Origin of the sequence: Nocardia colli, assembly GCF_008704205.1 — a bacterium.
Lineage (GTDB): Bacteria > Actinomycetota > Actinomycetes > Mycobacteriales > Mycobacteriaceae > Nocardia > Nocardia colli.
The window spans coordinates 501537-519628 of the sequence record NZ_VXLC01000003.1; the positions used below are offsets into that span (position 1 = coordinate 501537).

An 18092-nucleotide genomic window follows, 5' to 3' on the forward strand; every position below is an offset into this window, starting at 1 on the left:
GAGCGCCACCGCTTTTCGCGCCCACTCGGCTCGCCCACAGACTTCGAGGCGAGCCGGATGGTTGCTGATCGATCTCCGCTGTGGCTCGCCTCGGCGCGGCGTTGCGATCATCGTGATGCAGACCCCTGCGGACCGCGCGATCGGCACCGTACGCTGTGCCGCCCGCCGACGACTCGGCGTCTCGGTAGGAGGGACTGGACAGTGACGGTGCGGCCAGGTGGTAGGAAAGGGTACGTGTCCACAACTGTCGAAGGATCAGTCCCCAACAGCAGCTCTCGTGCGGTCGACGAGGTGGTGGACCTGGTCAGTGCGCTGATCCGGTTCGATACCTCCAACACCGGTGAGCTGGCGACGACCAAGGGGGAGCGCGAGTGTGCGGAATGGGTGGCTGAGCAACTGCAACAGGCCGGGTATACGACCGAGTACGTGGAGTCGGGGGCGCCGGGGCGCGGGAATGTGTTCGCGCGGCTGAAGGGCGCCGATTCGAGCAAGGGCGCGTTGATGATGCACGGGCACCTGGACGTGGTGCCCGCGCAGGCGGCGGACTGGAGCGTGCATCCGTTCTCGGGCGCGGTCCAGGACGGTTACGTGTGGGGGCGCGGCGCGATCGATATGAAGGACATGGTCGGGATGATGCTGGCCATCGCCCGCCAGTTCAAGCTCGAGGGGACGGTGCCGCCGCGCGACATCGTGTTCGCGTTCCTGGCCGACGAGGAGAACGGCGGCAAGTGGGGGTCGCAGTGGCTGGTGGACAACCGGCCGGACCTGTTCGAGGGGATCACCGAGGCGGTGGGTGAGGTCGGCGGCTTCTCGCTGACCGTGCCGCGCCCCGACGGCACCGAACGCCGGCTGTATCTGGTGGAGACCGCCGAGAAGGGCCTGGGCTGGATGCGGTTGCGCGCCAAGGCCCGTGCCGGTCACGGCTCGTTCCTGCACGAGGACAACGCGGTCACCATCCTGGCCGCCGCGGTCGCGCGGCTCGGCAAACACACCTTCCCCGTGGTGATGTCGGAGTCGGTGACCCAGTTCTTGGCCGCCGTCGCCGAGGAGACCGGGCTGGAATTCGACCCGTCGAGTCCGGACATCGAGGGCCAGCTGGCGAAGCTGGGCACCATTTCGCGCATTATCGGTGCCACACTGCGGGATACGGCGAACCCGACGATGTTGCAGGCCGGGTACAAGGCGAACGTGATTCCGCAGACGGCCGAGGCCGTGGTCGACTGCCGCGTGGTGCCGGGCCGGCAGGCGGCGTTCGAGCGCGAGGTGGACGAGCTGATCGGCCCGGACGTCGAGCGCGAGTGGATCACCAAACTCGACTCGTACGAAACGACATTCGACGGTCACCTGGTCGACGCGATGAACGACGCGATCCTCGCCCACGACCCGCGGGGCCGCACCGTGCCCTACATGCTCTCCGGCGGCACCGACGCGAAGGCGTTCGCCCGCTTGGGCATTCGCTGCTTCGGCTTCGCCCCGCTGCAACTGCCACCGGATCTCGACTTCACCGCGCTGTTTCACGGTGTGGACGAACGCGTTCCGGTGGAAGCGCTCCAATTCGGCACCCGGGTGCTGGAACACTTCCTGCTGAACAGCTGACGAAAGGACATTCAGTGCCCGATTACTCCTACAACCCGTACGACGCGCTGCCGCAGTTGCCGTCGTTCAACCTGACCTCCGACGACGTCACCGACGGTCAGCCGCTCGGCAACGATCAGGTCAGCGGCATCTTCGGGGCCGGCGGCAAGGACATCTCGCCGCAACTGTCCTGGTCCGGATTCCCGGCGGAGACAAAGAGTTTCGCAGTGACCGTGTACGACCCGGACGCGCCCACCGCGGCCGGATTCTGGCACTGGGCGGTGGCCGACATTCCGGCCGGCGTCACCTCGCTGCCCAGCGGCGCGGGCGGCGGCGAGGAAGGCGGCGCGCTGCCGACCGGATCGATCAGCCTGCGCAATGACGGCGGATTCGCCGGATTCGTCGGCGCCGGACCGCCGCCCGGACACGGCTACCACCGCTACTTCATCGTGGTGCACGCGGTGGACGTGGAGAGCCTCGGCATCGATGACTCGGCCACGCCCGCCTACCTCGGCTTCAATCTGTTCTCGCACGCCATCGCGCGCGCGACGATCGTGGGCACCTTCGAGCAGAAGTAGCTTCGGGCAAGACGGTGGCCCTGAGCGAAATGCTCAGGGCCACCGTCGTTCTCACTTCACGTTGACGACCCGGTCCGAGGCGTCCTTCGCGTAGAGCGCCGCGACCTCGGCCGCGTACTTCCGCGCGATCGGCGTGCGCTTGAGCGACATCTTCGGGGTCAGCTCGTCGCCGCCCGGCTCCCACACCGCGCCGATGATGGTGAAGCGCTTGATCTGCTCCACCCGCGAGAGCTTGACGTTGCCCGTCTGCACCGCGGCCAGCACCTCGTCGATGATCTCCTGGCGGGTCGCCAGCGCCGCTATGTCCGTGCCGGTCGCGTCGAATTCCTTGGCGCGCAACGCGGCAACGTCGGGATCGAGCACGATCAGCGCCGAGATGTAGGGCTTCGCGTCGCCGAACGCGACCACCTGGCCGACCAGCGAGGACACCGCCTTCACCGCGTTCTCCACGTTGCTCGGCGCGATGTTCTTGCCGGCCTCGTTGATGATCAGTTCCTTCTTGCGGTCGACGATGCGCAGGTAACCGTCGGCGTCGAGGGTGCCGATGTCGCCGGTGTGCAGCCAGCCGTCGGCATCGATCGCCTCGGCGGTCTGCTCCGGCATGTTGCGGTAGCCGCGGGTCACGATCGGCCCGCGGACCAGGACCTCACCGTCGGTGTCGAGGCGCAGCTCCATGCCGTCGACCGGGCGGCCGACCGAGCCGGGGCGCGGCTTGGTCTTCTCGGTGAAGGTGCCGACGCCGGTGGTTTCCGACATGCCCCACACCTCGCTCATCGGGAAGCCGAGGCCGAGGAAGTATTCGAGGGTCTCCGCCGGGATCGGCGCGGCGCCGGAGGCCGGCACGGTCAGCTCGTCCAGGCCCATGGCGTGCCGCAGCTTCGACAGCACCAGCGCGTCGGCCAGTTTGTGCTGCACGGCCAGGATCGGGCCGCGGCCCTTGCCCGCGAGATCGGCTCGAGCCGCGGCCATTCCGGTCTCGATGGCCCAGTTGGCGAGCGACTTCTTCACCCCGCTCGGCTCGGCGGCCAGCTTGCCCTCGATGCCCACCTTGATCTTCTGCCACACCCGCGGCACGCCGAAGAAGGTGGTCGGGCGGGCGTCGGGCAGCGCGGCGGCGACCTCGCGCGGGTCCGGCACGGTGGTCACCTGGACCCCGGTGACCAAGTTCATGGCATGGCAGGAGATGCGGTCGGCGACGTGCGCGGCGGGCAGATAGGACACGGCGCGGTCGTCGAGGCCGACCGGCAGCGGGCCGTTGACCAGCGCGATCACCTGGGCGAGCACGTTGCGGTGGGTGACCTCGACGCCCTTGGACGGGCCGGTGGTGCCCGAGGTGTAGATCAGCGTGGCCAGATCGTCCGGCTTGACCGCGCGCCAGGCCGCCTCGAAATCGAAGTGCGGGGCCGGGTTCGCCTCGACATCGGCGAGGGTGATGGTGCCGGTTGCCGGTCCGTCGACCAGGACGATGTGCGCGAGCTCGACGCCCGCGCCGGTCACCTTGTCCAGGAAAACCTGTTCGGTCACAACGACTTTGTTCGCGGCGTTGGTGAACAGGTGGGTGATCTGCTCGGACGAGCTGGTGTTGTAGATCGAGAACGGGGTGGCGCCCAGGTGCAGCGCCGCGGTGTCGACCAGATTGAACTCGGGCCGGTTGGTCAGCATGATGCCCACCGTGTCGCCGGGGCCGACGCCGAGCGCGGACAGGCCCGACGCGATCGCGCGCACCCGCTCACCGAACTGCCGCCAGGTGATCTGCTGGGTCCCGCCGACCGTCCGCAACGCCACCTGATCGGGCCGCAACGTCAGGGTCTCCTGGAACGCCTCCGGAACCGTGTAGACCGTTTTGTCCGATTCGTGCGCATAGCCGATGTCTGCTGTCGTCATATCCCTGTTCCTGATTTCCATGCCATGAACCGCGCCTCACGGCGTCCGCACGCGGGCGGTTCTCAGTGCGCCAGGAGTGGCGCGGCTCACTCATGGTAGCCAGGGAGTGGGGGTAGTGGTGGGGCTTACCCGGGAAGTAACCCGCATGCGACATTTGCCGCCCGGTGTCTACTTCGATCGGGCGAATCGGCCGCGCTGCCGGGCGGCGACCATGAACGCGACCAGAGCGCCGAGTGCGGTTCCCGCCGCACTGCCGAGCTGATCGAAATGCACCATGAGCGCGCACAGGATCGCGATCGGTGCGATCACCTCGACGCCGAGCTGCGGCATCCAACGGCCGCGCAGCGACCGCATGGAGAAGCCGACCACCGGTATGTAGACGATCGGGATGCGATGACCCCGGCGCGTGCGTTTGGCCTCCAGGTACTGGCGGGCGCGCCGGCCGTGCACCGGCGTGAGCAGCGGCACCGACGTGACGGCGATGCCCGCGGCGTGCAGCGCGTCGATCTTCGCCGGGTTGTTGGTGAGCAGCCGCACCGAACGCAGGCCGAGCGCGGTGAGCCCCCGGGCGGCATGTTCGTAGGATCGGTCGTCGGCCGGGTAGCCGAGCGCCTCGTAGCTGGCGAAGGTGTCGGTCCCGTGCTGCTCGCTGTACCGGTAGCCGCGGGCCTTCGCGACCAGCCCGGCCCCGCGCCCCTCCTGCTCGAGATAGACCAGGACGCCCGCGCCCTCGGCCTGGAACATGTCGAGTGTGGCGTCGAGTTCCGGTCCGCAGTCGCAATCGTCGGAGCGCAGGGCGTCGCCGTAGAGACAGCGCGAGTGCAGGCGCACCAGGCAATCATCGGCAACCTCGCCGAAAACCAGCAGATGCCCCTGCGTGCCCTGGTCGCCGAGCTCCAGCACACGCAGTCGCAGATCATGCTCCTTGCGGGTGAACCGGTGATCGGTTTCGGCAAGGTCGGACCCAGCTGTGGTCAACGCTTCTCCTTCGAAGCAAGGTGGTAGATCCGGTCGATCTCACTGACGAGCGGCATTGCGTCTGGGACATCTCCGAACGATTGCGTCGCGGCCGTGGCCGCCGTCGCCCAGACATAGTCCTGGCGATCGGCCGGTCGGCGCGTCGAGACGAGACGATATACCAGCGCCGCAGCGAAGGCTGCCTGAGCGCCGGGAGAGTCTTCGAGAGCCGCTGGGAACGGCGGAATCTCGGCGTCGACCCTATCCGACCAGACCGTGCACCGGAAGTCCTCGACCGCGCACACCGAGCGGACGCCGAGGGTGCGCAACCGCTGCGCGGTGTCGGCGACGGAGGTGGAATTCGCCTCCGGCACCATCGCGGCGAGGTCTGCGCTGGTGCCCGCGAGATAGTCGACCACATCTAGGTGCCGGTACAAATATTGCGGCAGATCCACGGCGGGGGAGGGATGGACGACGAGCAGTGGTCGCCGGGCCATTCGCCGCACCGTGGCGAGCACCTGCTCGACCACCGGGCGGGGGTGCTCGAAGGTCAGCAGGACCGCATCGGAGTGCTCGATCGCGGACCGAATCACCGGGCTGCGCAAATCTTGAGCACTCAGCCGAATCCGGTAGTCGCGGCAGCCGATATGGCTCGCGGCGCCGGTGCTCGTCATCAACACTGCGGTGACCGGAGTCGGCGCGCCGGCGACCACCTTGACCAGCTCGGTGTCGACGTTCTCGCTGCGCAGATAGTCCAGGATCTGCCGGCCGGCCTTGTCGTCGCCGATCGCCGTGATCAACTGGACGCGCAGCCCCAGCCGGGCGGCGGCGACCGCCCGATTGAGTCCCTTGCCGCCCGGGTGTTCGGCGAAGTTGCCGGGGGTGGAGGTGCCCACCTCCGGGATGTGGTCGACGCGGTAGATGTGATCGATCACCGCGTCGCCGAATACCGTGACCACACCCGGAACCGGTGGCGGCGCAACCGCTTCCGGGACGGGCAAGGAGTGGCCCGGGTGGGCCGGTCCGGCGTCGTAGATCGATTCGTTGGCGACCAGCGCAGCCAGTTCGGTGAACGCGCGCCACTCCTGGGTGCCGCGCAGCGACCGCACGGACGGCGCGGACGGCACCTGGTCGGCGTGCAGCGCGCTGTGCAGCAGCTCCCACTGGTCGGCCAGGTAGGTGCGCCGCTCGCCGAGGTCGGGGGCGTAGAGACGATCGAGATCGATTCCGGTGTCCGGGATTTCGCGGAGCAGGCCGAGGGCCAGGGCGGCGTCGACGATCAGCAGCGAGGACGGGTTCAGCTGGCGGGCCAGTTCGCGAATCACCGGCAGCACCGCTTCCTCGCGGTCCGTCCCCGTTCGCTGCGCCTGCCTGCGCACGGCGGGCAGTTCGAGCAACGGCTCGACGTCGATCTCGGTGGTGCGCAAGCGATCCGGGCTCAGGCCGGAGCGCTTACCCAGCCTGGTGAGGATGTTGCGGGCGGCAACCATGCCCGAGTCCTGCGGCATCATCTCCATCCTCCGGGTCGTGGTGACTGATCGTTATGCGGCGCTCACGATAGGCGGTTTAGCCGCCACATGAACTGGCAATTACCAAACTACAACGGCAATTGACCATTGAGAACGGCAAATGCCACACTGGTCATGACGATTCGATCGTCACCGCCAGACAACTCGGGAGGGCCTGGTGATGAAGGTGATTTTCCTGATCCGGCAGATCCGCCGGCGCAAGCAGCGCCGTGCCGTCACCGATACCGACCTGGAGCCGAACCTGCACGCGGCCTAGGCGAATCGAGTGCTCCTCTTTCGGCCGACGCGACTTCGGCGACGACGCCAACGCCCGTGGAGACAGCCGTGACCATCTACGCGAACAGCCGGTCGATGACCAGCAGCGTCACCGTGGAATGGGCGTGGCGGGCGGCCCGCTCGGAACCAGCCTGGCGACTGAGCTGGCTGCCGCACCACCTCACCCGCGAACAGGCCAGGGCCGGAATGGAATTGGCCGAGCTGCTCGGCCGGACCGACTCCGTCGCTGACAACCAGGAGCAGGCCCGCGCCGACGCGCTGGCCGGCGCCCTCGGACTCACCGTGCAGGCGGCCCTGTCCGTGCTGCATCAGCGGATGTACGACAGGCATCCGCGGGACTAGACGTCGAGCCGAACCTGCTCGATCCGTTGTACCGGAGGTAGCGATGACCATTCACACCACCGAATGGACCATGACCAGTGATATCACCCCGGAGTCGGCGTACCGCGACGGCGACGGCGCCCAGGTCTGGCGGCTGAGCTGGCTGCCCGACCGCAAGCTGACCGAGGCCCAAGCCCGAGCGGGCATGGAACTCGACGAACTGCTCAGCGACCCGCACGTCGTGCACGACCGGATCGCCCAGGCCCGGGTCGACGGCTACGCCGATCGGCTGGGCATGCTGCGCGAGCACGTGATCATCCTGCTGGCCAAGCGGATGGCGCAGCGACTACACGAGGAGTTGCGGCGCGACGGCGATCCGGCGCCGATTCGCCGCAACTCGCACTCCTACCGGTTGCGGCCGCACGTGATCGAGCCGCCGTACGTCCCCGGCTAGATCGAGACCCGTACTGCCACAACGTAACCGGAACACTCAGGCGTTGGCGGTGTGCTCGGCGCCGATGGCGTCGGCGATGTTCTGATACCCGTCGGCGCGCAATCGTTCGGCCAGACCGCGGTGGATCTTGCGGGTCCAGAAGGGGCCGCCGTAAATGAAGCCGGTGTAGCCCTGGAGCAGGGTGGCGCCGGCGCGGACGCGTTCCCACGCCTGGTCGGCGGTTTCGATGCCGCCGACGGAGATGAGCACGAGGCGGTCGCCGACGCGGCGGTAGAGGCGGCGCAGCACGTCGAGGGACCGATCGGCGACGGGGGCGCCGGACAGGCCGCCGGCACCCATGGCCGCGACCTCGTCGGCGGGGGTGCGCAGGCCGTCGCGGCGAATGGTGGTGTTGGTGGCGACGATGCCGGCCAGGCCGAGTTCGACGGCGAGGTCGGCGACGGCGTCGATGTCCTCGTCGGACAGGTCGGGGGCGATCTTGACCAGCACGGGTACCTGGACGCTGTCGAGCACGGCTTGCAACAGCGGGCGCAGCGATTCGACGGCTTGCAGATCGCGCAGGCCGGGCGTGTTGGGGGAGCTGACGTTCACCACGACGAAGTCGGCGAGCGGGCCGAGCAGGGCCGCGCTGATCGCGTAATCGCCTGCGGCGTCGGCGGGTTCGACGATTTTGGTCTTGCCGATGTTGGCGCCGATCGGCACGTCGCCGCGGCGGCCGCGCAGGTATTCGGCGGCGGCCGCGGCACCGAAGTTGTTGAAGCCCATGCGGTTGATCAGGGCACGGTCGGCGGGCAGCCGGAACAGCCGCGGCGCGGGATTGCCGGGCTGGGCCTGGGCGGTGACGGTGCCGATCTCGGCGAAACCGAAACCGAGCGGCGCCCAGGCGTCGACGCCGTCGGCATTCTTGTCGAACCCGGCGGCCAGTCCGACCGGCGTCGGGAAGTCGATGCCGAACGCGGTGTTGCGCAGGATGGGATCGTCGGTGACGAGCACCTTGGTCATGACCCAGCGAGTGGGCGCGAAACGAGTGGCCAAGCGCATGGTGGCGAAGGCCAGGTGGTGGATGCGTTCCGGCGGGACCAGGAACATCAGGCGTAATAACAGGGCGTACATCAGCTCACATTCCCGGTTCCGGCTGGGGTAGTGCGGTTTTTCGGCGGCGCAGCAGCACCCGGCGGCTACCGTCGGTATAGGCCCGCACGCGGGACAGTTCCCAGCCGCCGAACTCGGCCTGGATGGCCAGCCGCATGGACGCGGTCACCCGGGTCACCTCGGGTGGTAGCCGCAGCGGCACGTATTCGTAATCGTCGCTGGAGGTTTCCCAGCCTGCGGGCAGCGCGCTTCGGCGCGCACGCTGCTCGCGTGGTGGGGGGTCGTCGTCTGCGCGCGTTGCCGGAGTCATCAGTGGCCTCTCTTCCGATCGTCCGCGCGGATCCGCTGCAGACCGCCGTCGGCCGCGGATCCCACGAACATGTCACCGGTGCGCTGATCGATGGCCACCGAGTTCGGCTGCCGCACCGTCGGGTAGCGGCCCACTTCCGTCGGTATACCTGTCGATAGATCGAATCCGACGACTTCGTTGCTCTGCGTGCACGTCACCCACACGGTGTCGGACCGCTGATCGTAGGCGAGCGCGTAAGGCGAAGAGTTTACCGGGAATCGCTGACGCAGGACGAGAGGTCCGGCGCTGAACACCAAGAGTTCGTCGCCGGTGCTGTCGGTGACGATGATCCGGCCGAAGTGGTCGGCGATCATGTTGGTGGCGCCGTCGCCCGCGCGCAGGGCCAGGCCGAGGTCGTCTTTGCCCAGCTCGATCTCGGTGACCGAGGTCTGCCTGCGGTCCAGGACGGACACGTGGCCGGGGGTGAGGGCGAGCGCGTCGGCGGAGGCGAGGCCGGTAACGGTTCGGACTATCTTGCCCTCGGGCGAGAGGGTGCGGACCTTGCCGTCGGCGGTGCCGACGAGCAGCGTGTCGTCGTCGCGTCGCTGGACGGATCGGGCGTCGCCGTCGAACGGGACTTCGCTGAGGGTGGCCGCGGCGACGTCGACGCGCAGGACGCGATTCGGAGCCGCGATCAGGAGTTCGCCGGGCTTGCCCTGGGCCAGGCTCGCGCCGTGGGCGGGCAGCGGCAGGGTGCGGACGCCGGTGGGCGTCGCGGGGTCGATCAGGAAGAGGGTGCTGTTCGCCTCGGCGGCGTCGAGCGCGCCGATCTGACCGGTGCCTTGCTCGGCGAGCATTGCGCGGACGGGAGCCAGTCCGGTGACGTTGCCCGCGGGCGGCGCGGTGTCGGTGGGCGAGACGGCCGCGGTCGCCGGATCCCTGGTGGGCAGGTTGTCACTGTCGGGGCTGTTGCCGCAGCCGGCCAGCAGGGCCAGCGTCGCCACGCCGAGCAGGGCGGTGGGGACTCGACGGGGGTGGTTGCGCCGCGTCACCACGGCAGAACCCGCGAACGCCGCCAATCGAACCCAGCCGCGAGGGCGCATCCACCGAACTCCTTCTACCGACTTCTACCGATGATTAACCGCAACTCCACCATCTGACCATGATGGCGCACCATCACGGCGTACCGGGGTGGCGGCGGGGGGAGAATGTCGGTGATGCGCGTTACGGTTGAGCTGAATCAGTGTCCAAATCAGGGAGATCCGGTTGATAGCCGACCACACGTCGGGATTTACCATCGATGACATAACCGTTGGTCCGTTCGCTCACGGGTTCGGCACCACCGGCGATGGCCGGCCGTACGCGTTTCGCACGGTCCGGGCCAGCTTGACGCTGGAGATCTACCGGGCCGATCTGGCGAGCGAGGTGCCGGGCCCGGAGGATGTCGTCGCGGTCGCCGAGGCGCGGGTCACCGATATCGATCTCGACGACGAACGCAGCGTCGTCGCGCTGGTGCGCGACATGATCCCGGACGCGGTGCCCGTCGAGGCGGCGCCCGATCGGGAAGTGACGACGGTTCGGGCCCTGCTGGGACGCATCAGCTCCGTCATTGATGGTATGTAGATGGTGATGCCATATACATTTCTCGCCCGCACCGCGCTGACCGCGACCGGCCTCCTCCTGGTGGCCGCGGCCGCGGCATGCAGCACCGGATCGGACGAGGCGGCCGTCGACGCCGCTCGTTCGTCGGCCAACGCGTCGCTGTCCGCGTCGATCACCACGTCCTCCATCGCCGCGCATCCGCCGCTGCCGTCGGCCACACAGCTGGACGCGCAGATCAAGCGGGCGCTGGATCCCGGGCTGCCGGACACCGAACGCACGGACCTCATCGAGGACGGTGACGCGTTCCGGACGGCGATTCCCGATATGTACAAGGCGTTGCAGGACAATCCGCGCGCGGTCTACGGGGTCACCGATCCGGTGTTCGACAACCACGACGGCACGCTGACCGCGACGATGCGCCTGGACAAGGACGGCAGCGGGACCGCGGTGCGCACGACGGTGGTGCATTTCGTGCTGCTCGACGGTAAGTGGAAGATCTCGCGCACCGACCTGTGCGGGATCCTGCGTTCCGCCGACTACCGCACGCCCGCCTGCGGCTGACCGTGACCGAGGTGCGCGGGTCGCGCGTGCGGGGTTCGCGTGCACCGCAGGACGATTCGAAGCTGCACTCCGGGTTGTTGCGGTGGGGGCGGTTCGTGTACCGGCATCGGTTTCTGGTGCTCGGGGTGTTCGCGCTGGCGGTGCTGGCGTCCGGGTGGTACGGGCGCGATCTCGCGGGGCGGTTGACCCAGGAGGGGTGGTTCGACGAGTCCAGCGAGTCGGTGGCGGCGTCGAAGATCGCGGACGCGACGTTCGGGCGGGATACCGACAGCGACTTGATCCTGCTGTACACCGCGCCTTCGGGAACGACGGTCGATGATCCGGCGGTGCGGTCCGCGGTGACGGGTGCGTTGAACGGGCTGCTCACGCGGTATCCGGACAACATCCTGAAGATCGACAGCTACTGGGACAGTCCGTTCGCGGCCAATGCCACGGACGCCTCGCGCACGCACGCGTTCGCCAGCGTCGGATTGCGCGGCGAGGGCACGGCGACGGTCGAGAACTACGCCGCGATCAAGGACCATCTCGGCGCCGGGAGTGCCGGCGGTGGGCCGGGCGGGACGACGGTGCAGCTGGCCGGATTGCAGCCGGTGCTGGCCGGCCTGAATACCGGTATGCAGAACGACATTCACCGTGCGGAGATCATCGCGTTGCCGTTGGTCGCGATCCTGCTGTACTTCGTGTTCGGCGGGGTGGTGGGTGCCTTGCTGCCGGTGGTGATCGGCGGCATGACGATCATGGGGACCGCGGGGATCATGCGGGTGCTCACCGGGATGATCGATGTGAACGTATTCGCCAGTACCGTCATGACTTTGGTGAGTCTCGGGCTGGCCATCGACTACGGGTTGTTCACCGTCACGCGGTTCCGGGAGGAGCTGGCCGCGGGGCGCAGTGTGGAGGAGGCGACCGCGCGCACGGTCGCCACCGCCGGGCGGACCGTGCTGTTCTCGGCGGGCATCATCGCGGTGAGTCTCGCTGCGCTGTTCATCTTTCCGAACGGGGTGCTGCGCTCGGTGCCGTACGGCGGGATCAGTTCGGTGCTGCTCGCCGCGCTGCTTTCGGTGACCGCATTGCCCGCGGCGCTGAGCATCGCGGGGCGGCGGATCGATCTGCTCGGCTGGAAGCGGTTCTCCCGCAGCAAGACCGAGGAGCAGATCGATGCCGGGTTCTTCTCCCGGCTGGCGCAGTGGGCGATGCGGCGGCCGTGGGCGGTGGCGGTGCCGATCGTGCTCGCGCTGCTCGCGTTGAGTATTCCGTTCCGGCACATCGAGTTCGGCGGGATCAGTGAGAAGTATCTCGGTGCGGAGAACCCGGCGCGGGTGGCGCAGGAGCGGTTCGACGAGCTGTTTCCGAGTTTCCGTACCGAGCCGTTGAAGCTGGTGGTGCGGAATGCGAATCCGCAGCAGCTCAGTGACATTCGTTACGAGGCCAGTCAGATACCCGGGCTGACCGGGCGATTCGAGCCGTCGGTGCCGACCAAGAACGGCATCAACGTGTTGCAGGCCGGGCTGACGGACAAGCAAGATTCGGATCGGGTGATCAAGGCGTTGCGGGCGATTCCGGAGCCGGCCGGGGTCGATGTCATGGTGGCCGGAGTGCCTGCGCTGGAACGGGACAGCATCAACGGGCTGTTGCACGGGTTGCCGCTGCTGGTGGCGATTCTCGCGGCGGCGGCGTTGACGCTGATGTATGCGGCGTTCCGGTCGATTGTGCTGGCGGTGAAGGCCGTTGCCATGAGCGCGTTGAGCCTGGTGTCGACGTTGGGGGTGCTGACCTGGGTGTTCGTCGAGGGGCACGGGGCGGGGTTCTTCCACTTCACGCCCGGGCCGTTGATGTTCGCGGTGCTCGCGTTGATCGTGACGGTGGTGTTCGGGTTGTCCACCGACTATGAGGTGTTCCTGCTGTCGCGGGTCGCTGAGGCGCGGGCCAACGGTGCCGAGCCCGGGGAGGCGATCCGCTATGGGATTGCGCACACCGGCGGCGTAATCACCTCCGCCGCAGCGATTCTGATCGTTGTCACCGGTGCGTTCGGGTTCTCCGATCTGGTGCTGATGAAGTACATCGCCTACGGGATGATCGCCGCGCTGATCCTCGATGCGACGGTGATCCGCATGTTGCTGACCCCAGCGGTGTTGAAACTGATCTGGCGCTGAGGGGGATTCGCTGTGGTCAAAGGTGTCAACCTATTCGTGACGTTTCTGCTGGAGTTGGGAGTCATTGCGGCAGTGGCAGTCTGGGGATTCACCTTGGACGCCAGTGTGCTCGTTCGCGTGCTGGCCGGCCTCGCTACCCCCGCGTTGTTCGTCCTGATGTGGGCACTATTCGGCGCAGGCTCGAGCCCCCGCTTCCCCCTCCGCGGCAATTGGCGCCTTGCCCTGGAACTGATCTGGTTCGGCGGCGGCGCCCTAGCCTGGTCCACCGCCACAACCCTTTTGACCGGCCTGATCTTCTTCGCCCTCTGGGCAATCAATGCCCTTCTACGCGTCCGCCTTCAAGGCAGCCTGCTCCTCGACGAGCCGCAAGACGAGCCGCAAACCCCCTGAGCTCGCGCTGGTTCTTTCGGACGACGTTGTCGATTCGACGCAACCTGCGCGGGTTGCCCGTGTGGGTCAGCGGCGGACGGGGAGGACCAGTTGGGCGCCGGTGACGGGGTGGTTGAGGACCTCTACGGGGTGTTGGTAGACGCGGGTGAGGAGGTCGGTGGTGAGGACTTGGCGGGGTGGGCCGTCGGCGGCTATGCGGCCGTCTTCGAGGACGGCTACGCGGTCGGCGTAGGCGGCGGCGATGCCGAGGTCGTGCAGGACCACGACGACGGCGGCGCCGGACTGGGCGCGGGTGGTGGCCAGGCGGAGGACGGCTTCCTGGTGGCCGAGGTCGAGAGCGGCGGTGGGCTCGTCGAGGAGCAGGGTGCCGGTGTCCTGGGCGAGCACGCGGGCCAACGCGACGCGGGCGCGTTCGCCGCCGGAGAGAGTCGGAAACGACCGGGCCGCAAGGTGTTCCACGTCAGCAGCGGCCATCGCGGCGGCGATCCGTTCATCATCGAGTTCGCGCCGCTCGGTGCGCAGCCAGGGTGCTCGCCCCATCGCGATCACTTCCCGAGCGGTGAATGGGAAACCGACAGTGTGGGTTTGGGGGAGCACCGCCCGCCGCCGAGCCATATCCAGCGGCGACCAATGCGTCAGCGCCTGCCCCTCGAGCTCGACCGCCCCCTCGCTCGGCGTCAATTCCCCGGCCAACGCCGCAAGCAACGTCGACTTACCGGCCCCATTAGGCCCCACCAACGCAACCACTTCGCCCGCAACAACATCGAAGTCCACACCGTCCAGCACCCGCCGCTGTGCAGTCTTCGCCCCCCGCCGATCCACACTCACCCCCCGCGCCCGCAACGTCACCGCCCCCTTCTCCGGCGCCTCCGGCAACTCATGCGTCCGCGCAAACACCTGCCGAACCCCGCTCACTGGCCACCCCCGAACCAATCGCTTGCGGCACTCCCGTTGCACCGGTAGCCAACGCATCCCTCACCAAGCTGTGCAGAACCCGCAGGTCGGGTATCGCGCTGCTCGTGGCGTCGGGCGGGTGCGAGATTTGTTGCACGCCAAGCTAACCGCATCAGGCCCACCCGCCGGCGCGTGCTCGGGTTCGGCGGAGCAACCAGAAGAAGAAGGGGCCGCCGATTAGGGAGGTGAGCATGCCTAGGGGGAGGTCGGCGTTGTGGACGAGGGAGCGGGCGGCTACGTCGGCGGCCAGGAGGACTACGGCGCCGAGGATGCCGCTGAGTGGGATGAGGACGCGGTGGGCGGGGCCGACGAGCATGCGGACCAGGTGCGGGACGATGAGGCCGACGAACAGGACGATGCCGGTGAAGGCGACGCCCGCGGTGGCGAGGATGGCGACGACCAGGATGACGTTGCGCCGCAAGCGTTCCACGTCGACGCCGAGGTGGCGGGCGGAGGCTTCGCCGAGGGCGAGCAGGTCGAGGCGCGGGGCGATGAGGATGGCGGCGGCGATGCCGACGGCGGTCAGGATCGCGACGATGGTCACCGAATCCCAGGTCGCGCCGTTGAGCGAGCCCAACTGCCAGAACACGATCTGATCGCGCGCGGCGGGGCTGGCGACGAACAGCAGGAACGCGAGCAACCCGCCCGCGAACGCGTTGATCGCGACACCGGTGAGCACCAGGGTGACTACTTCGGTCCGCCCGTTCGAACGGGCGAGCAGGTACACGAGCAGGGTGGTGGCCAGCCCCGCGACGAACGCGGCGGCGGCCACCGACCAAGCGGCGACGAACGTCCCGCCGACCACGATGACGGTCCCCGCGCCGACCGCGGCACCAGCGGAAACACCGATTACTCCGGGCTCGGCAAGCGGATTCGCGAACACGCCCTGCAACAATCCGCCCGCGGTCGCGAGCGCCGCCCCGACCAGCATGGCCATCAGCACCCGCGGGAACCGCACTTGCCACAACGTGACTTCACCGGCGGGATGCGCGGGCATCGGCCCCCAGTCCAGTCCGATCCGATGCAGCACACTTCCGGCCACCTCGGCGGGTGTGGTCGGCACCTGCCCGATCGCGGCGGAGGCCAGCGCGAGCGCGATCAGTCCGAGGATCGCGATGACAAAAACTACTGTCGTGCGCGACCGTCCGCGCGATTTCGGCAGGGGCGGTGAAGGTTCCACGGCTGGTTCAGTTTTGGCGACGGCGGATTCGGTCATACGAGCCGCCCGGTCATGCGGGCTTGGTGCCGTACACGGCCTCGCTCAGGGCGGTGATCACCCGTCCGGTGTTGGGTCCGTAGCTCAGGATCACCTGGTCCGACATGTCGACGACCCGCTTGTTCCGCCCGGCCGGCGTCTGCGCGATGCCCGGCACCTTTTCCAAACCGTCCACGCCGCCAACGGATTTCAACCCGTCCGACATCACCAGCAGCAGATCCGGCGCGGCACTGATCATGGCCTCACTGGTGATCGTGATGAACGGTTCGGACAACGCGGCACCCGCATCCTGCCCGCCGAGCGCGGCGATCAGCGAATCCGCACCGGATCCCGGACCGGCCAGCATCGTGATGGCGGTGCTGCGCAGATACAGGAACGCCATCTTCAACCGCGGATCCTGTTTGGGCACAGCGGCGATGGCGGCGTCGATCTCGCCACGGGTGCGCTGCCCGAGCGCCTTGCCTTGCGCGGGCACGCCCAAAGCGTTTGCCACGGCCTCGATTTGGGGGACGACGCCGTCCATGGTGCGTTTCGGATCGGCGAACACGACGTTCACCCCGGCCCCGCGCAGCTGCTCACGCAACTGCGGCGTCACCGTCACGTCGTCGGTCAGGAACACCGAAGGGCGCAGTGCCAGTAGGGCTTCCAGGTTCAACGCACCGTTACCACCGGCCACGTTCGGCACATCGCGGATGGCGGGGATGGCGACGGTGCTGCGCCCGATCAGCTTGGAACCCAGGCCGAGCGCGTACACGATCTGCGACAGGGTGCCGTAACGGTCGACCGCGATGATCCGGCTGGCATCGGTGATGGTGACGTCCGCCCCGTCGAACGAGCGCACGGTGACCGGCAAAACCGGCGTCGGCTCCGGCCCGATCGGCACCGGATCGAGGTCGGCCAGCGTCGCCGTCGCCGGTCCGCGCTGTCCGGAAGCGGTCGCGGTGTCCGTGCCGCACGCGGCCGAGGCCACGACCATGGTCAGCGCCAGCACAGCGAGCACCCACCGGGCCGCCGCAGATCGAACACCACCGATCCACTGCGCCTGGACGGACGGTTCGCCGGACGTCGCATGCCTCATGTAGGCAAGCCTAAGACGTGCCGAGTGGAGCCAGGCACCGGGGCGGTGCCGACCACCCGGTCCGGCGCGCCGCTCGCGACGAACATTGCGATGCTCGCGACCACCTCAGTCGTTACGAGCACTGACATCGTCCAGTGCGGCCGCGATCGCGCGCGGCAATTCAAGGGCCTCGGCGGCGAGCACCCCGGTGAGTTGCCCGATATCGCGAGCTCCGACGATCATGCTCGCCACTCCGGGACGATCCCGAATCCACGCCAGCGCGACGGCCAACGGCGACGTGCCCAATCCGTCCGCGGCGGTCACCAGCGCATCGACCACGCGAGTCGCGCGTTCATCGAGACTGTCGCGGATATCCGCGGCCGTCGCCTCGTCCGCTCCGCGCGAATCCGCAGGCACCCCATCGCGATACTTGCCGGTGAGAATCCCGCCGGCCAACGGCGCCGAAGCGATCACGCCGACCCCGTGATGCAGCGCGGCGGGCACGAAATCGATCTCCGCGTCCCGGGCCAGCAGCGAGTACTGCGTCTGCGCGGCACAGATCGGCGCGACCGCGGCAAGACTCGCCAACTGCCACGCTCCGAACCCGCGCACGCCCGCATACCGGACCTTCCCGGATCGAATCGCTTGCTCGAGCGTCGCCGTGACCTCGTCGAGCGGCGTCCGCGGATCCCACACCGCGACATTCCAGATGTCGAGATGATCGGTCCCGAATTCGAGCAACGTGCGATCGAGCTGACGCAGCAGCGCGCGCCGCGAGGTATCGACCGCCGTGCGCGTCGTCGCGTCCGGCACCGCCGGTCCGGCGGGGGCCGGCGTCACCCGTGGCGCGAGACCGGCACAACCACTGAGCACCAGATCGTCCCGGGACACGAGGTCGCCGAGCAACTCGGCCAGAATCCGCTGCGCGCCCCCACCGGCATACGCGGGGGAGGTGTCGACGAGCGTGCCGCCCGCCTCGATGAACGCCACCAACTGCACGGCCGCCTCGTCGGCATCCGTATGCGAACCCCAGGTATGGGTCGCAAGACCTATCCGGGACACCCGTAGGCCGCTGCGGCCGACCGTCCGCTGTTCCATCACCGTGTCCGCGCAATCGTCACGGCGCCAAGCCTAGAGCGTGCACCGGCGTCCGGACGCCTACCCGCACAGTGGCTCGCGCGTCGTTCCCGACAGTGGTGCGAGC

Annotated in this window: 18 protein-coding genes; 8 read left to right on the forward strand and 10 right to left on the reverse strand. The window is 68.3% G+C overall.

Features of this window, described 5'->3' with window-relative positions; genetic code table 11:
* The first annotated feature begins 234 nt into the window (after positions 1-234).
* Together F3087_RS09040 and F3087_RS09045 are read left to right on the forward strand one after the other, a co-directional pair.
* Entirely contained in the window at positions 235-1596 is a 1362-nt protein-coding gene (locus tag F3087_RS09040) for a M20/M25/M40 family metallo-hydrolase (RefSeq protein ID WP_150401394.1), read from the forward strand.
* A 14-nt stretch (positions 1597-1610) separates the two neighbouring features.
* Positions 1611-2153: a YbhB/YbcL family Raf kinase inhibitor-like protein gene (locus F3087_RS09045; RefSeq protein WP_150401395.1), complete on the forward strand. Its 543-nt coding sequence runs from the start codon at positions 1611-1613 to the stop codon at positions 2151-2153.
* A 51-nt stretch (positions 2154-2204) separates the two neighbouring features.
* Here the strand turns inward: F3087_RS09045 and F3087_RS09050 are convergent, their stop codons facing one another.
* From F3087_RS09050 to F3087_RS09060, 3 genes are all read right to left on the reverse strand, one after another.
* Positions 2205-4037 carry an AMP-dependent synthetase/ligase gene (locus F3087_RS09050; protein WP_150401396.1) on the reverse strand — a complete coding sequence of 611 codons (1833 nt, stop codon included), beginning with the start codon at positions 4035-4037 and terminating at the stop codon, positions 2205-2207.
* Between the two features lie 168 nt (positions 4038-4205).
* Positions 4206-5015 (reverse strand): GTP cyclohydrolase II, encoded by an 810-nt coding sequence (locus F3087_RS09055; protein ID WP_150401397.1) that lies wholly within the window; start codon positions 5013-5015, stop codon positions 4206-4208.
* Entirely contained in the window at positions 5012-6502 is a 1491-nt protein-coding gene (locus F3087_RS09060; protein ID WP_223884937.1) for a PfkB family carbohydrate kinase, read from the reverse strand. The genes F3087_RS09055 and F3087_RS09060 overlap by 4 nt, the downstream gene beginning before the upstream one ends.
* Before the next feature lie 345 nt (positions 6503-6847).
* Between F3087_RS09060 and F3087_RS09065 the strand changes: the two genes are divergently transcribed.
* On the forward strand, positions 6848-7141 hold the full coding sequence (locus F3087_RS09065) for a hypothetical protein (RefSeq protein ID WP_150401399.1): 294 nt from the start codon (positions 6848-6850) through the stop codon (positions 7139-7141).
* Between the two features lie 43 nt (positions 7142-7184).
* On the forward strand, positions 7185-7574 hold the full coding sequence (locus F3087_RS09070) for a hypothetical protein (protein ID WP_150401400.1): 390 nt from the start codon (positions 7185-7187) through the stop codon (positions 7572-7574).
* A 36-nt stretch (positions 7575-7610) separates the two neighbouring features.
* Here the strand turns inward: F3087_RS09070 and F3087_RS09075 are convergent, their stop codons facing one another.
* From F3087_RS09075 to F3087_RS09085, 3 genes are read right to left on the reverse strand one after another with little or no spacing between them, the layout of a single operon-like run.
* Entirely contained in the window at positions 7611-8687 is a 1077-nt protein-coding gene (locus F3087_RS09075; protein ID WP_150401401.1) for a quinone-dependent dihydroorotate dehydrogenase, read from the reverse strand.
* Between the two features lie 4 nt (positions 8688-8691).
* Positions 8692-8976 (reverse strand): DUF5703 family protein, encoded by a 285-nt coding sequence (locus tag F3087_RS09080; protein ID WP_223884938.1) that lies wholly within the window; start codon positions 8974-8976, stop codon positions 8692-8694.
* Positions 8976-10058, reverse strand: coding sequence for a YncE family protein (locus tag F3087_RS09085; RefSeq protein ID WP_223884939.1), 1083 nt, complete (start codon positions 10056-10058; stop codon positions 8976-8978). Before F3087_RS09085 ends, F3087_RS09080 begins: the two co-directional genes overlap by 1 nt.
* Positions 10059-10221: 163 nt before the next feature.
* On the opposite strand from F3087_RS09085, the gene F3087_RS09090 reads away from it, so the two are divergent.
* The 4 genes from F3087_RS09090 to F3087_RS09105 are packed head-to-tail and all read left to right on the forward strand — an operon-like array spanning position 10222 to position 13661.
* Positions 10222-10578, forward strand: coding sequence for a hypothetical protein (locus tag F3087_RS09090; RefSeq protein WP_150401402.1), 357 nt, complete (start codon positions 10222-10224; stop codon positions 10576-10578).
* Entirely contained in the window at positions 10579-11118 is a 540-nt protein-coding gene (locus tag F3087_RS09095; RefSeq protein WP_150401403.1) for a hypothetical protein, read from the forward strand.
* Positions 11070-13271, forward strand: coding sequence for an MMPL family transporter (locus F3087_RS09100; protein WP_223884940.1), 2202 nt, complete (start codon positions 11070-11072; stop codon positions 13269-13271). Before F3087_RS09095 ends, F3087_RS09100 begins: the two co-directional genes overlap by 49 nt.
* 36 nt (positions 13272-13307) lie before the next feature.
* On the forward strand, positions 13308-13661 hold the full coding sequence (locus F3087_RS09105) for a YrdB family protein (RefSeq protein ID WP_191093861.1): 354 nt from the start codon (positions 13308-13310) through the stop codon (positions 13659-13661).
* 66 nt (positions 13662-13727) lie between these two features.
* On the opposite strand, the gene F3087_RS09110 is transcribed toward F3087_RS09105, so the two are convergent.
* From F3087_RS09110 to F3087_RS09125, 4 genes are all read right to left on the reverse strand, one after another.
* Positions 13728-14558 (reverse strand): heme ABC transporter ATP-binding protein, encoded by an 831-nt coding sequence (locus F3087_RS09110; RefSeq protein WP_396897539.1) that lies wholly within the window; start codon positions 14556-14558, stop codon positions 13728-13730.
* A 169-nt stretch (positions 14559-14727) separates the two neighbouring features.
* Positions 14728-15831 carry a FecCD family ABC transporter permease gene (locus F3087_RS09115; RefSeq protein ID WP_396897540.1) on the reverse strand — a complete coding sequence of 368 codons (1104 nt, stop codon included), beginning with the start codon at positions 15829-15831 and terminating at the stop codon, positions 14728-14730.
* Between the two features lie 13 nt (positions 15832-15844).
* Positions 15845-16909 carry a heme/hemin ABC transporter substrate-binding protein gene (locus F3087_RS09120; protein ID WP_150401407.1) on the reverse strand — a complete coding sequence of 355 codons (1065 nt, stop codon included), beginning with the start codon at positions 16907-16909 and terminating at the stop codon, positions 15845-15847.
* 105 nt (positions 16910-17014) lie between these two features.
* Positions 17015-17986: an aldo/keto reductase gene (locus tag F3087_RS09125; protein ID WP_150401408.1), complete on the reverse strand. Its 972-nt coding sequence runs from the start codon at positions 17984-17986 to the stop codon at positions 17015-17017.
* Between the last annotated feature and the right edge of the window lie 106 nt (positions 17987-18092).

What these genes read in the sequence shown, in the direction of transcription:
- F3087_RS09095 (WP_150401403.1), top strand. Translation starts at nt 10,579, where the DNA reads ATGGTGATGCCATATACATTTCTCGCCCGCACCGCGCTGACCGCGACC.
- F3087_RS09085 (WP_223884939.1), bottom strand. Translation starts at nt 10,058, where the DNA reads ATGCGCCCTCGCGGCTGGGTTCGATTGGCGGCGTTCGCGGGTTCTGCC.
- F3087_RS09080 (WP_223884938.1), bottom strand. Translation starts at nt 8,976, where the DNA reads ATGACTCCGGCAACGCGCGCAGACGACGACCCCCCACCACGCGAGCAG.
- F3087_RS09125 (WP_150401408.1), bottom strand. Translation starts at nt 17,986, where the DNA reads ATGGAACAGCGGACGGTCGGCCGCAGCGGCCTACGGGTGTCCCGGATA.
- F3087_RS09070 (WP_150401400.1), top strand. Translation starts at nt 7,185, where the DNA reads ATGACCATTCACACCACCGAATGGACCATGACCAGTGATATCACCCCG.
- F3087_RS09115 (WP_396897540.1), bottom strand. Translation starts at nt 15,831, where the DNA reads ATGACCGAATCCGCCGTCGCCAAAACTGAACCAGCCGTGGAACCTTCA.
- F3087_RS09050 (WP_150401396.1), bottom strand. Translation starts at nt 4,037, where the DNA reads ATGACGACAGCAGACATCGGCTATGCGCACGAATCGGACAAAACGGTC.
- F3087_RS09060 (WP_223884937.1), bottom strand. Translation starts at nt 6,502, where the DNA reads ATGCCGCAGGACTCGGGCATGGTTGCCGCCCGCAACATCCTCACCAGG.
- F3087_RS09120 (WP_150401407.1), bottom strand. Translation starts at nt 16,909, where the DNA reads ATGAGGCATGCGACGTCCGGCGAACCGTCCGTCCAGGCGCAGTGGATC.
- F3087_RS09075 (WP_150401401.1), bottom strand. Translation starts at nt 8,687, where the DNA reads ATGTACGCCCTGTTATTACGCCTGATGTTCCTGGTCCCGCCGGAACGC.